This window comes from Halomonas sp. AOP5-B2-8 (genome assembly GCF_052376475.1).
Taxonomy (GTDB): domain Bacteria; phylum Pseudomonadota; class Gammaproteobacteria; order Pseudomonadales; family Halomonadaceae; genus Vreelandella; species Vreelandella casei.
Genome location: NZ_JBQSVS010000003.1, coordinates 177844 through 189923 on the forward strand (window position 1 = coordinate 177844; position 12080 = coordinate 189923).

The following is a 12080-nucleotide window of genomic DNA, read 5'->3' on the forward strand; positions in this document are numbered from 1 at the left end:
CCTTACCATTTTCTTTAGGAGTTTTTATGGCGACCGTTCCCTCTAGAACCCCCGCCCTTGGCTGCGTCCGCCTAACCCATTTAGCGGCACTGGATGTAAAAGGCGTCGATGCAGAAAAATTCCTTCAAGGACAAACCAGCGCTCAGGTCAGCCTGGCTGATGGACGCTTTGCGCCACTCACCTGTTTCTGTACGCCAAAAGGGCGAATGCTAGCTAATGCCCAACTACTGCGGTTGAGCAATGAGCATTTCCGCCTGCTGCTGAGCACAACATTAGTCGATAGCTTAGCCAGTCATCTTAAAAAATTCGCTGCTTTTTATCGTGCGGAACTGATTATGCAGCCTCATCTAACCTTCATCGGTGCCAGCGAGGGTGCTCAGGCACTGGCGGACCAGCACGGGCTGCAGCTTCCCGACAACGTCGGCACCCACTTTAACAGCGAGCAGGCTCTAAGTTTGCAGTGCCTAGGTGAGACACCGCGCTTTATATTCTGTTTCGACAACGCCAACAATGACGCTACCGTGGCCTTACAAGATGACGATGCGGGCCGCAATGCTTGGCAGCTTGAAGATATTCGCAGTGGCTTAGCGTGGCTAACCGATGCTCAGCAGGATCACTTCCTGCCCCAGATGATAAATTGGGAAGCGCTTGGCGGGATTAGCTTTAAAAAGGGTTGCTACACCGGCCAAGAAGTCGTCGCGAGAGCACACTTCCGGGGCCAGGTTAAAAAGCGCCTGATGCGCGTCAGCGTCGAGACAAAAGCGCTGCCAGAAGCGGGCGCCAGCCTGGTTAATAGTGACGACAAATCGGTAGGCGAAGTGGTGATCAGTGCGTCGGACTCGCTAGGTGGCATTGAGCTGCTGGCGGTAATGAGCACTAAAATCGCCGAAGAAATGACACCCATCTTTTTGTCCGGACTACCCGCCACCCTTTTACCGCTGCCCTACCCGATTGAACGCGTAGATCCCGAGCAGCTAGCGGTCAGCCTTAACAGCTAAGGCCGCATGCACGGCAACCCAAATAGCGTTGCGGCGACAGCACTGGTCTGTCCCGCGACCTGCTCGGCTGTTTGCTCGCGCAGCCTAGCCACCGCACGGCATACATCGACTAGCCTACTTGGCTCATTGCGCATGCCCTGGCAGCCATTTAATGGCATATCGGGGCTATCGGTTTCGAGCATAAAGGCGTCATCGGGTAGTGCTTTTACCATGCGCTGTAATCGCTTGGCGCGCCCATAGGTCACTGCCCCACCTAAGCCTAGCTTGAAACCAAGCGCTAAAAACTTCTGAGCTTGCTCAATTGAACCTGAAAAGGCGTGAATCATACCTGCTTTAGGCAGCGAAAACTGACCAAGGCGCTTAGCAACGGTGTCATTAGCATGCACACAGTGCACCACGACAGGCAAAGAGTGCTTCTGAGCCAGCCTTAACTGAGCATCAAAGTAGTGCCATTGGGCATCAATAGTCGCTTCAAAGCGAGCATCAATACCGCACTCGCCCACCGCCACGATTTCTGGATGCTTAATGAATAGTTGATCAAGCGCGGCAAGGTCCGCTTCCTGATGCTGCGCCACAAAGTAAGGATGCAAGCCCACGCATGCCGACGTATCATCGCGCTCGGCCAGCGCCAGCACATGCTGCCAGCGCTCTCGGGTCGCACCAGGAATGACAAAGTGCGAAACGCCCACCGCCTTCGCGGCCTCAAACACCTCTGCTCGGTCATGATCGAACTGAGGGAAGTCGAGATGGCAGTGAGCATCAATCAGCATAGACATATAAAAAACTAGTGTTCGCGCGTAGGCTGAAAGCGGATGTCTGGCCAACGCTCTTGGGTCATTTGAAGGTTTACCCGAGTCGGTGCAATGTAGGTCAGATAGCCCCCCCCATCGATCGCCAAGTTGGTGCTGGCCTTACGCTTGAATTCTTCTAGCTTCTTGGCGTCTTCACAGTAGATCCAGCGCGCCGTTTGTACATTGACCCCTTCGTACAGACAGTCGACCTTGTATTCTTCCTTCAGACGATGGGCAACAACATCAAACTGCAGAGTACCTACGGCACCGAGAATCAGATCGTTATTATCCATCGGCATAAAGACCTGCGTTGCGCCTTCTTCAGAAAGCTGCTGCAAGCCTTTTTGAAGTGCTTTCATCTTCAGAGGGTCTTTTAACCGCACGCGCTTAAAGAGTTCAGGAGCAAAGTGAGGAATGCCGGTAAAGCGCATATCTTCGCCAACGGTAAACGTATCGCCTATCTGAATAGTCCCGTGGTTGTGCAGACCGATAATATCGCCGGGCCAAGCTTCTTCCACGTGTGAGCGATCAGAAGCCATGAACGTCAGCGCATCGGCAATCTTAACGTCTTTACCAGTACGCACGTGGCGCATCTTCATGTTCTTTTCGTACTTGCCAGAACATACCCGCAAGAAGGCAATACGGTCCCGGTGATTGGGATCCATGTTGGCCTGAATCTTAAACACAAAGCCGGTAAATCGATCATCATCCGCAATGACGTCACGCGTGTCGGTTTGATGCGCTTGGGGCGGCGGTGCGTACTCAACAAAACCGTCAAGCATTTCGCGCACGCCAAAGTTGCCCATAGCAGTGCCGAAATAAACGGGCGATAAATCGCCACGGCGATAAGCCTCAAGATCAAACTCATGAGAAGCGCCACGAACCAGCTCAACTTCCATGCGCAGCTCTTCGGCCTGCTCTTCTCCCAGCGCCGCATCTACCTCGGGGCTATGCAGGCCTTCAATGCGCTTATCATCAGGAATTCGGCTACCCTGGCCCTGAGTGTAGAGATGGATGACGTCGTTATAAAGATGATAAACGCCCTTGAAGTGACGCCCCATACCAATTGGCCAGGTCATTGGCGCACACTGGATATTCAGAACCGTTTCTACTTCATCCATGACTTCAATAGGGTCACGGGTATCGCGGTCCATCTTATTGATAAACGTTAAGATCGGTGTGGTACGTAGCCGACATACCTCCATCAGCTTGATGGTGCGATCTTCAACGCCTTTAGCACCATCAATTATCATTAACGCAGAGTCGACCGCCGTTAGCGTGCGGTAGGTATCTTCAGAGAAGTCTTCGTGTCCGGGCGTATCCAATAGATTGACGATGCGCCCCCCGTAAGGAAACTGCATCACCGAGGTCGTTACTGAAATACCCCGCTCCTGCTCCATTTTCATCCAGTCCGAGGTGGCGTGGCGGTCATTACGCTTACTCTTAACCGAGCCGGCTAGCTGGATGGCGTTTCCAAACAGCAGCATTTTTTCGGTGATCGTGGTTTTACCGGCGTCGGGGTGCGAGATAATAGCGAATGTCCTGCGAAGCTCAGCTTCACGGGCTAAATGAGTGTCTTTCATTGTGCCTCTTTAAATATGTAGTCTCAGCGCAGCCTTCTATTTAACGATCACCGCGCGTTGAGCAATGTCTATTGCGCTAATTGTACCGCCTGGAGACTGCTGTTGTCGCGGGTGGCGTCAAGGTCGCATCACCTAATAGATGGTCAAAAAAAACGCTGACAGAGTCAGCGTTTTTAAAATACTTATTTGAAGTACTTACCGATAAATACCCGACATGGCACTAATCAATGCTTGAACGCCGGTGTTTAGAAGCGGTCTGCACGAAACGGCGCCATATCGACAGCCGTCTCTTTGCCTTCCATCATATCCGCCAGCAGCTGGCCCGTGGCTGGACCTAGGGTAAACCCTTGATGCCCATGGCCAAAAGCGAGCCATAGGCCGGGGTGACGCGGAGCAGGACCAATAATCGGCTTCATGTCGGGAAGACAAGGCCGCGCGCCTTTCCAAGGAGCTTCATCACGCCGCTCGCCTAACGGAAATACGCTGCGGGCTACTTTTTCTGCAGCATCGAGCTGCTTAGCATCGGCTAGCGCCTCTAAACGATCCAGCTGTGCCCCCGTTGTTAGCCGCACACCCGCATTCATTGGCGCAAGCAAGTAGCCAACCTCTGCATCCATTAACCAGTAATTGAGCTTAGCCGGTGTCTGCGTGGCGTAATGCATGTGATAACCACGCTTCACGAAGGTGGGGAAGCGATAACCCAGTTCTTTTAGCCAATTACCCGCCCAAGGGCCTAACGCGACGACGACATTATCTGCTTCAATCGTTTCAGATGGCGTTTTTACCTGCCATCGATCACCAATTTGCTGAACCGACTGAATATCCGCCTGCACAATACGCCCACCGTCGCGGTTAAACGCTTGTGCGTACGCTGCCACCAAAGCGCCAGGGTCAGCCACGGTCCATGAGTCAAGCCAGTGAATTGCACCCACAATGTTACCGCTCAGCGCAGGCTCTTTGACTATAAGTGCTGCTCGATCCAATTCTTCAAATTGAACGCCATAAAGGCGTCTCGCCTCTTCGGCATCTTTTAATCGAGCCACCAGCTTTTCAGGAGTACGGTAGAGCTCAAGCCACCCATCCCTGCGCACTAGGTGCTCTGCCCCAGCGGCCTCAATCATGGGTCCATGAGTTTTGAGCGCCAACTGGATCAACGATGCGTACTCCGGCACGATTTTTTGGTAAGCCTTAGGAGCTGAGTTCATCCAGTAGCGCAACAGTGGAGAGGCGGCATTTATCATACCCGCTAGGCGATAGCGAATATCTACTCTGCGGTTGGGCAAGACGCTTAGCAGCGTTTTAATATCACGCGGGAAAGGATAAGGCCTGACGGCTTCACGCTGAATAATACCGGCATTGCCAAAGGAAGTTTCTCGACCCGGCTGAAGGCGGTCCACCAGGGTGACATCATGCCCGCGCTGACGCAGATGCCAGGCAATACAGACACCCACCATGCCTGCCCCCAAAACAACCGTTTGACGCGCCATCGTGATCCACTCCCTTTGCGAATTAGGAATTACTATTACCAGCAGAGGTTAAAAAATAACTTATTGAAAAATATCACTAAACAAAGGGCTTTGACAGAGCTTAAAACTCTCTTTTAACCCGCATAATTAGCAATTAATGCTACCAAAGCATGGGGAATCGCTATTGCTACTGTAGACAAGCTAGCCAACATCATTTTTTCTCTTGATGTAAAAGACGAGAAATCGAAAAACAGAAACGCAAAAAAACCCAATTAAGGGCATCAAGAAAAAATAAGAGTAAGAAAGGAAAATATAGAAATGGGGTGGATGATGGGGCTTGAACCCACGACCACCGGAATCACAATCCGGGGCTCTACCACTGAGCTACACCCACCACAACCTAAAAACGCAAATATTGTCACTGGGGTGGATGATGGGATTTGAACCCACGACCACCGGAATCACAATCCGGGGCTCTACCCCTGAGCTACACCCACCAAAGACAATCTTACGTAAAACAAGCGTGATTGAAGATAGGATTCTGACAGGTTAATACCACTGAATACGGTGGCACGCCCAGCAGGAATCGAACCCGCAACCTACGGCTTAGAAGGCCGTTGCTCTATCCGGTTGAGCTATGGGCGCACAAAGAGCATCCAAAAATAAGAATACTGATGAGCACTAGACCACAACCAATGCTTTAGAAAACAAGCTATCAGCTTTCACGTTAGGTGTGGTCGGGATGGAGGGATTCGAACCCCCGACATCCTGCTCCCAAAGCAGGCGCGCTACCAGACTGCGCTACATCCCGATTCTATCACCCTAGACGCTACCGCTTTGCCCGTCCAAGCGAGGCATATATTACTATTTTTAAATTTAAAGTCAACAACTAAACGGGTTATTCGTTAAGTCGCTTTGCCTGGATGCCCTAGCATGCGAAAATTGCCGCCTTTAAAAGCTTGCCGTTACATCAGCATGACGATGCATAGCCCTTCATTAACGTCACCCTTATCAACGTCCACAGGGATTCCAGAACATGACCGCCCAACTAATCGATGGCAAATCCATCGCTGCTACTGTCCGCCAACAGGTTGCCGAAAAAGTCGCCGCACGCCGACAAGCAGGTTTACGGGCACCGGGACTAGCCGTTGTTGTGGTTGGAGATGATCCCGCCTCTCAAGTCTATGTCAATAATAAGCATCGCGCCTGCGAGCAAGCCGGTATTGTCTCGCTTCAGCACGCCCTGCCAACCAACACGTCACAGCATGAGTTAGAAGCGCTTGTCGACCAGCTCAATAGCGATCCGAACATAGATGGCATATTGGTGCAGCTACCGCTGCCTAAGCATCTTGATGCTGGGCCTATCTTAGAGCGCATTCGACCCGATAAAGATATTGATGGCTTTCACCCGTATAACATCGGGCGTTTAGCGCAGCGTATGCCTGCGCTACGCCCCTGCACCCCTAAAGGCATTATGACGCTGCTTGCTCAAAGCGATATAGCCTTACGCGGCCTAGATGCCACCGTGGTGGGCGCATCTAATATCGTTGGTCGCCCAATGGCGTTAGAACTTATGTTAGCGGGCTGCACCACGACCGTATGCCATCGCTTTACGCAAAACCTTGCCGAGCACGTCAGCCGCGCCGACATATTAGTTGTGGCTGTCGGCAAACCGGGCCTGGTTAAGGGTGAATGGATAAAGCCTGGCGCTGTCGTCATTGATGTAGGCATTAACCGCCAAGAAAACGGCACGCTAATCGGTGATATCGATTTCGCAGTGGCAGCCGAACGAGCAAGCTTCATCACGCCGGTGCCTGGCGGCGTTGGCCCGATGACGGTAGCGACGCTGCTTGAAAACACGCTAGAGGCGGCAGAGCAACACGACCTAACGCAGTAATCACGACGTCCAGGACGGCATTCCCCTTTTACTCAGGAGCATTGTGCAGTGAAGCGCATTGGTATTATTGGCGCGATGGCGCAAGAGGTTGACGCCTTAGTCAGCCAGCTAGAAGACGCTCAACGCTATGAACACGCAGGCTTTGTATTTCATACGGGCAAACGCTATGGCGTTGAGGTCATCGTACTGCTATCGGGCATTGGCAAAGTAAACGCCGCGGTAGGTACGGCAATTTTGCTCGAACGCCATCAGCCCGATGCCGTCATTAACACCGGTTCAGCAGGCGGATTTGCTGCTGATTTAGCCATTGGCGATGTCATCATTTCAGAAGAAGTACGCCATCACGACGTTGATGCCGTGGTATTTGGCTACGAAATAGGCCAGGTGCCGGGCATGCCCGCCGCCTACCTCGCTGATACGCAGCTTCGCGGTATTGCTCGTAACGCTATCGCCTCGCTAGGCGAGGTTCAGGTACGTGAAGGTTTGATTGCTACCGGTGACGCCTTTATGGCTGACCCTGCGCGCGTCGAAGCTACTCGGGCTCAGTTTCCTACGATGCTGGCCGTCGAGATGGAGGGCGCCGCCATTGGGCAAACGTGCCATCTTTATCAATGCCCGTTTGTGGTGATTCGTGCCCTTTCTGATATCCCTGGCAGCGGTGACAACCATCTTTCATTTGATCAGTTCTTAGAAGTAGCGGCCGATCACTCATCACGCATGGTCAATCAAATGCTTCAACAGCTGGGCAACGCCGATTAACGGCAACAATATAGCGCTCGCTGATTAAAGCCACTTATACCGTCGGCAGCGTGGCCGACGGTATAACGGTTAAGCCTACGCCTTGACTGCCCAGCTAAGCGTCTCGCCCGCTAAAAGCGGAACAATTTGCTCGCCCTGCGCATAAGGGTAGCTTTCAGGCAAACGCCACTCACGCCGCTCCAGCGTGATGCGGTCAGCATTGGGCGAAAGGCCGTAAAAACGCGGGCCATTAAGGCTTGCAAAGCCTTCCAGCTTGTCCAGCGCATTCATCTCGTCAAAAGCCGTTGCGTAAAGCTCAATGGCTGCAGGCGCTGTGTAAGCACCAGCACAGCCACAGCTTGACTCTTTAGCATCCTGCGAATGCGGTGCGCTATCGGTGCCGAGAAAGAACTTATGACTACCGCTCGTGGCCGCTTTTAACAGCGCCTGACGATGCTGCTCACGCTTCAAAATGGGCAGGCAGTAATAATGCGGACGAATACCGCCCACCAGCATTTTATTACGATTAAACAGCAGGTGATGCACCGTAATAGTGGCGGCCACATTATCCGGCGCTTGAGCGACAAACTCGGCCGCCTGCTGGGTAGTAATATGCTCAAACACCACCTTCAGTGCCGGATGGCGTTCCAGCAGCGGCTTCATAACCTTCTCAATGAACACTGCTTCACGGTCAAAAATATCAATTTGCGCATCGGTCACTTCACCATGCACTAGCAAAGGCATACCGACCTTCACCATCATCGCAATCGCTGCGTCGCAGTGCGCCAAATCGGTGACACCAGAGTCGGAATTGGTTGTTGCGCCAGCCGGATAAAGTTTCACTGCCTTGACAATACCGCTTTGTGCAGCACGCTCGATCTCCTCGGGGGGCGTGGTATCGGTGAGATACAGCACCATCAAAGGCTCGAAAGTGCTACCCACTGGCAAGGCTTCTAAAATACGCTGGCGGTATTCAAGCGCTTGAATAGTAGTAGTCACCGGCGGCGTTAGATTTGGCATAATGATCGCGCGCCCCATCTGAGCGGCGGTATGTCCTACAACGGCTTTTAATGCGCCATCGTCACGTAAATGAAGATGCCAATCATCTGGGCGAGTCAGAGTTACAGTGTCCATGGCAAGTCCTGTGCTGAAGTAAAGTCGCTAAAACAAGGGTACGCACAGTATACGCAATTAGCCGTGTGGATAAATCCACTCTTCAAGCCCCCACAGCCTTGCTCAAGTGTCGTATCATGACCACACTTTTACACTGACTGTTTTCACAAGCAGGTTTATCGGCAAGGATCGGATTGTTTATGCAGAACGTGCGTCGCTATGCAGACATTATTGCCAGCCTAGAAGGATTAATGTGGCTTAGTCTCGCCTGGTCTATTTCGCTGTCTGTCCATATCGGCAGCACTGAACCCACGCTTGCCATACTGTTGGTGATCGGCGCTCTGGTGGTTTTTAGCTGGGCTCACCGGCCACTGCGCTACTTACTGCACCGCTATCATATTCGCAAACGGCGCACCGATATGTGGATACATATTTTAGCACTACCGCTCTTACTCGCGATGTTCTTCCACATTATGCTCGCTGCTTTGCTGAGTAGTGCCTGGCTACCGCCTAAAATGCTGCTGTTTAATATACTGGCCTCTGCCGGCTGGGCAACCTATGTGATGACGCTGTTTATCAAGTTTGTCATTCACGGTTTAAAAGCCAAAACGAAGTAAACGTATCATGCAAACCGCCCTTCCTCTTCCGCTGTCCACACCCAACCGTAACTTGGTGAGACTCACCATGGTACGTGGCATCACCTGGACAGGCTTTTTAATCGCCATCATTGTCGGCGTTGAACTGCTGGCCTTCGACTTACCGGTCATTCCTGTTGTCGGCGTAGTCATTGCCATGGGCGCGCTCAACATTGCCACCTGGTGGCGCCTGGGACGCCCTCGAGCGGTGACGCATATTGAGTACCTACTGCACTTACTCGCTGACATCACCGGTTTGACGCTGCTGTTTTACTTTTCGGGTGGCTCTACCAACCCCTTTATTAATTATTACTTAGTGCCTATTACCATTGCGGCAGCCACCCTACCTTGGCGCCATGCATGGATCATTGCCGCGTGCTCGATGGCCGGCTATACGTTTTTAATGTTTTTGTATCATCCGATTCATCAACTGGGGCATATTAATAGCGACGATCTGCTTAACCTGCACGTGCTTGGCATGTGGCTTAATTTCGGCCTGTCTGCAGGACTCGTGACTTTCTTTATTTATAAAATGGCCCACGCCCTGCGCAGCCGTGACCAAGCGCTGTCGCGCACGCGTGAAGCCGCGCTGCGAAACGAACAGGTTCTGGCGGTGGCTACTCAAGCCGCGGGCACTGCGCATGAACTGGGAACACCGCTGTCTACTATGGCCATTCTACTCAAAGAAATGCAGGGTGACGCCCCTACCAACTCAGTGCTACATGAAGACATCGTGCTACTACGCCAGCAGGTGGACGTATGCAAATCACGCTTACAAAATTTAGTGCTAAATGCTGATCGTCGGCGGATGGCTGAACCTGAAGTGCTTGATGCTGAAACATGGCTAGCAGGAGTGGTACAGCGCTGGCTAGTGCTGCGGCCAGACGTGAACCACCAGTTTAGCGTGACCGAGAAGCGTGGGCGCCCCTGGTTAGCGGTCGATGCCACTCTTGACCAAGCGCTCATGAACTTACTCAACAACGCCGCTGATGCAAACCCGGACCAAGTTGCGATCCGCCTAGACTGGCAGGGCGATAATGTGGTGATTGATATTCGCGACCATGGCCCCGGCGTTGCCATGTCGATTGCCGACCAGTTAGGCGAAACCTTCGTTTCTACTAAAAGCAAAGGGATGGGGATCGGCTTATTTTTAACGCATGCCACCATCAACCGCTTTGGCGGCGGTGTGAGCCTGTACAATCACCCCGAAGGAGGTACGCTGACAGAAGTAACGCTACCTCGCTGCGCGGCGCCTAATTAATCGACGCACGCTTAAAGCATCTCCAGCAATGGATTAAGGACATCATGCCAACTCAAGAGCAACGCCTGCTGATCATTGATGACGACGAAATGTTTTGTCATGTCTTAAATCGCGCACTCACGCGGCGCGGCTATAGCGTTACTGTTGCTCACGATGCGGAGCAGGCGATTACGATGGCCGTACAGCACTTGCCCACCATGGCGACTCTTGACCTGAAGCTTGAAAATAGTTCTGGCCTAAAGCTGCTGCCTGAACTGTTGGCTATCTCGCCCCATTGCCGCATCGTCGTGCTGACCGGTTATTCCAGCATTGCCACGGCGGTGGAAGCCATTAAGCTCGGCGCCGCAAACTACCTATGTAAACCGGTGGATGCAGACGATGTATTGATTGCTTTTGAGCGCCAAAGCGGTGATCCCGACATTGAACTGGCGGACAACCCTCCATCAATTAACCGCATTACTTGGGAACATATTCAAAAAGTGCTGCAAGAGCACGACGGCAATATATCTGCCACCGCTCGGGCATTAGGCATGCACCGTCGCACTCTTCAGCGTAAGCTTCAAAAACGCCCGGTACGTCGTTAGATTAACCACCGACGACCGTGCAAGATTGGCAGCGGACTGAAAGCTATGCGCGATTAGTGCGCCGTCCAGCCTAGATCAATATTAAAACTGGAGCCGGTGACGGCGCCCGCCGCATCAGAGGCCAGATAAGCGATTAACTGGGCAACCTCTTCAGGCTCGATTAAGCGCTTTATCGCAGCCTGTTTTAGCATTATTTTTTCGACAACATCCTGCTCATCCATGTTATTCAGCTTGGCCTGGTCGGCAATCTGATTATCCACTAGCGGCGTTTTCACATAGGCTGGGCAAACTGCATTTGCGGTAATACCTTGCTCCCCGCCTTCAAGCGCAGCCGTCTTAGTCAAACCAATCATCCCGTGCTTAGCACTGGTGTAAGCCGCTTTTCCCGGCGATGCCACCTGCGCATGGATTGACGCTACGTTAACAATTCGACCCCAGCCCTTTTTTCGCATGTGCGGCCATGCTGCCTGGGTCAGTAAAAATGGTGCAGTCAGCATTAAATCAATGATCTGGTGCCACTTCTCTTCGGGAAACGTCTCGATGGAGGCAACATGTTGAATACCCGCATTATTGACCAGTATATCGACACTACCAAAACGCTTGACCGCCTCAGTTACGGCCCCACGGCACGCATCCGGATCGCTCAGGTCGGCTTCATAAAACACAGCGCCCGCTTTTTCCGCAACAGCCTTTCCCGCTGGATTAAAATCTACCGCGAGCACCTGGTGCCCTAGCTTGCAAAAATGTTCCACCACAGCAGCACCGATACCACTGCTAGTACCGGTTACCAACGCAACACGCGGCGCGGTAGTCGCTTGAGAAGGCATAGGCATTTTCCTTTCGTCAGGGTTGATTGCGATGACATTTATCACTACAGAGTACTTACGGGCCGATAACCGTCAATTATAGCTAGCGTAGTGAGCGTCTATTGGCGAAAAGCGTTGGGCTCAGTCACAATAGGCGCTCATTTATCGCGTAACTAACGGCAACTTATCACGCAATTATTGCCTGTTA

Annotated in this window: 11 protein-coding genes and 4 tRNA genes; 6 read left to right on the forward strand and 9 right to left on the reverse strand. The window is 52.3% G+C overall.

The window, feature by feature from the left end; genetic code table 11:
* The first annotated feature begins 26 nt into the window (after nucleotides 1-26).
* On the forward strand, nucleotides 27-998 hold the full coding sequence (gene ygfZ, locus ACT3RP_RS08390) for a CAF17-like 4Fe-4S cluster assembly/insertion protein YgfZ (protein WP_483393623.1): 972 nt from the start codon (nucleotides 27-29) through the stop codon (nucleotides 996-998).
* Here the strand turns inward: ygfZ and ACT3RP_RS08395 are convergent.
* From ACT3RP_RS08395 to ACT3RP_RS08425, 7 genes are all read right to left on the reverse strand, one after another.
* On the reverse strand, nucleotides 995-1768 hold the full coding sequence (locus ACT3RP_RS08395) for a TatD family hydrolase (protein ID WP_483393726.1): 774 nt from the start codon (nucleotides 1766-1768) through the stop codon (nucleotides 995-997). The two genes, ygfZ and ACT3RP_RS08395, sit on opposite strands and share 4 nt — an antisense overlap.
* Before the next feature lie 14 nt (nucleotides 1769-1782).
* Nucleotides 1783-3372 carry a peptide chain release factor 3 gene (locus tag ACT3RP_RS08400; RefSeq protein WP_441683707.1) on the reverse strand — a complete coding sequence of 530 codons (1590 nt, stop codon included), beginning with the start codon at nucleotides 3370-3372 and terminating at the stop codon, nucleotides 1783-1785.
* Between the two features lie 245 nt (nucleotides 3373-3617).
* Nucleotides 3618-4859, reverse strand: a complete 1242-nt coding sequence (locus tag ACT3RP_RS08405; protein ID WP_483393624.1) for an NAD(P)/FAD-dependent oxidoreductase — start codon at nucleotides 4857-4859, stop codon at nucleotides 3618-3620.
* Nucleotides 4860-5157: 298 nt separating this feature from the next.
* Nucleotides 5158-5232: transfer RNA gene (locus ACT3RP_RS08410), tRNA-His, on the reverse strand.
* A 28-nt stretch (nucleotides 5233-5260) separates the two neighbouring features.
* A tRNA-His gene (locus ACT3RP_RS08415) sits at nucleotides 5261-5335 on the reverse strand.
* A 71-nt stretch (nucleotides 5336-5406) separates the two neighbouring features.
* Nucleotides 5407-5483, reverse strand: a tRNA-Arg gene (locus ACT3RP_RS08420).
* A gap of 89 nt (nucleotides 5484-5572) precedes the next feature.
* A tRNA-Pro gene (locus ACT3RP_RS08425) sits at nucleotides 5573-5649 on the reverse strand.
* Nucleotides 5650-5874: 225 nt separating this feature from the next.
* Here ACT3RP_RS08425 and folD point away from each other — a divergent pair.
* Nucleotides 5875-6735 carry a bifunctional methylenetetrahydrofolate dehydrogenase/methenyltetrahydrofolate cyclohydrolase FolD gene (gene folD, locus ACT3RP_RS08430; protein WP_096280136.1) on the forward strand — a complete coding sequence of 287 codons (861 nt, stop codon included), beginning with the start codon at nucleotides 5875-5877 and terminating at the stop codon, nucleotides 6733-6735.
* Nucleotides 6736-6783: 48 nt separating this feature from the next.
* A complete protein-coding gene (gene mtnN, locus ACT3RP_RS08435) occupies nucleotides 6784-7494 on the forward strand; it encodes a 5'-methylthioadenosine/S-adenosylhomocysteine nucleosidase (RefSeq protein ID WP_483393625.1) in 711 nt (236 codons plus the stop codon).
* Nucleotides 7495-7569: 75 nt separating this feature from the next.
* On the opposite strand, the gene pyrC is transcribed toward mtnN, so the two are convergent.
* Complete coding sequence (gene pyrC / locus ACT3RP_RS08440; protein WP_444625465.1) at nucleotides 7570-8607, reverse strand: dihydroorotase; 1038 nt, start codon at nucleotides 8605-8607, stop codon at nucleotides 7570-7572.
* 179 nt (nucleotides 8608-8786) lie between these two features.
* Between pyrC and ACT3RP_RS08445 the strand changes: the two genes are divergently transcribed.
* From ACT3RP_RS08445 to ACT3RP_RS08455, 3 genes are read left to right on the forward strand one after another with little or no spacing between them, the layout of a single operon-like run.
* On the forward strand, nucleotides 8787-9203 hold the full coding sequence (locus ACT3RP_RS08445; RefSeq protein WP_096280142.1) for a hypothetical protein: 417 nt from the start codon (nucleotides 8787-8789) through the stop codon (nucleotides 9201-9203).
* Nucleotides 9204-9210: 7 nt separating this feature from the next.
* Nucleotides 9211-10482, forward strand: a complete 1272-nt coding sequence (locus tag ACT3RP_RS08450) for an ATP-binding protein (RefSeq protein ID WP_483393626.1) — start codon at nucleotides 9211-9213, stop codon at nucleotides 10480-10482.
* A gap of 44 nt (nucleotides 10483-10526) precedes the next feature.
* Nucleotides 10527-11066, forward strand: a complete 540-nt coding sequence (locus ACT3RP_RS08455) for a response regulator transcription factor (protein WP_483393627.1) — start codon at nucleotides 10527-10529, stop codon at nucleotides 11064-11066.
* Between the two features lie 53 nt (nucleotides 11067-11119).
* Here the strand turns inward: ACT3RP_RS08455 and ACT3RP_RS08460 are convergent, their stop codons facing one another.
* A complete protein-coding gene (locus ACT3RP_RS08460; protein WP_441683714.1) occupies nucleotides 11120-11893 on the reverse strand; it encodes a 3-hydroxybutyrate dehydrogenase in 774 nt (257 codons plus the stop codon).
* Nucleotides 11894-12080 lie beyond the last annotated feature (187 nt).

What these genes read in the sequence shown, in the direction of transcription:
- ygfZ (WP_483393623.1), top strand. Translation starts at nt 27, where the DNA reads ATGGCGACCGTTCCCTCTAGAACCCCCGCCCTTGGCTGCGTCCGCCTA.
- ACT3RP_RS08395 (WP_483393726.1), bottom strand. Translation starts at nt 1,768, where the DNA reads ATGCTGATTGATGCTCACTGCCATCTCGACTTCCCTCAGTTCGATCAT.
- ACT3RP_RS08400 (WP_441683707.1), bottom strand. Translation starts at nt 3,372, where the DNA reads ATGAAAGACACTCATTTAGCCCGTGAAGCTGAGCTTCGCAGGACATTC.
- ACT3RP_RS08405 (WP_483393624.1), bottom strand. Translation starts at nt 4,859, where the DNA reads ATGGCGCGTCAAACGGTTGTTTTGGGGGCAGGCATGGTGGGTGTCTGT.
- folD (WP_096280136.1), top strand. Translation starts at nt 5,875, where the DNA reads ATGACCGCCCAACTAATCGATGGCAAATCCATCGCTGCTACTGTCCGC.
- pyrC (WP_444625465.1), bottom strand. Translation starts at nt 8,607, where the DNA reads ATGGACACTGTAACTCTGACTCGCCCAGATGATTGGCATCTTCATTTA.
- ACT3RP_RS08445 (WP_096280142.1), top strand. Translation starts at nt 8,787, where the DNA reads ATGCAGAACGTGCGTCGCTATGCAGACATTATTGCCAGCCTAGAAGGA.
- ACT3RP_RS08450 (WP_483393626.1), top strand. Translation starts at nt 9,211, where the DNA reads ATGCAAACCGCCCTTCCTCTTCCGCTGTCCACACCCAACCGTAACTTG.
- ACT3RP_RS08455 (WP_483393627.1), top strand. Translation starts at nt 10,527, where the DNA reads ATGCCAACTCAAGAGCAACGCCTGCTGATCATTGATGACGACGAAATG.
- ACT3RP_RS08460 (WP_441683714.1), bottom strand. Translation starts at nt 11,893, where the DNA reads ATGCCTTCTCAAGCGACTACCGCGCCGCGTGTTGCGTTGGTAACCGGT.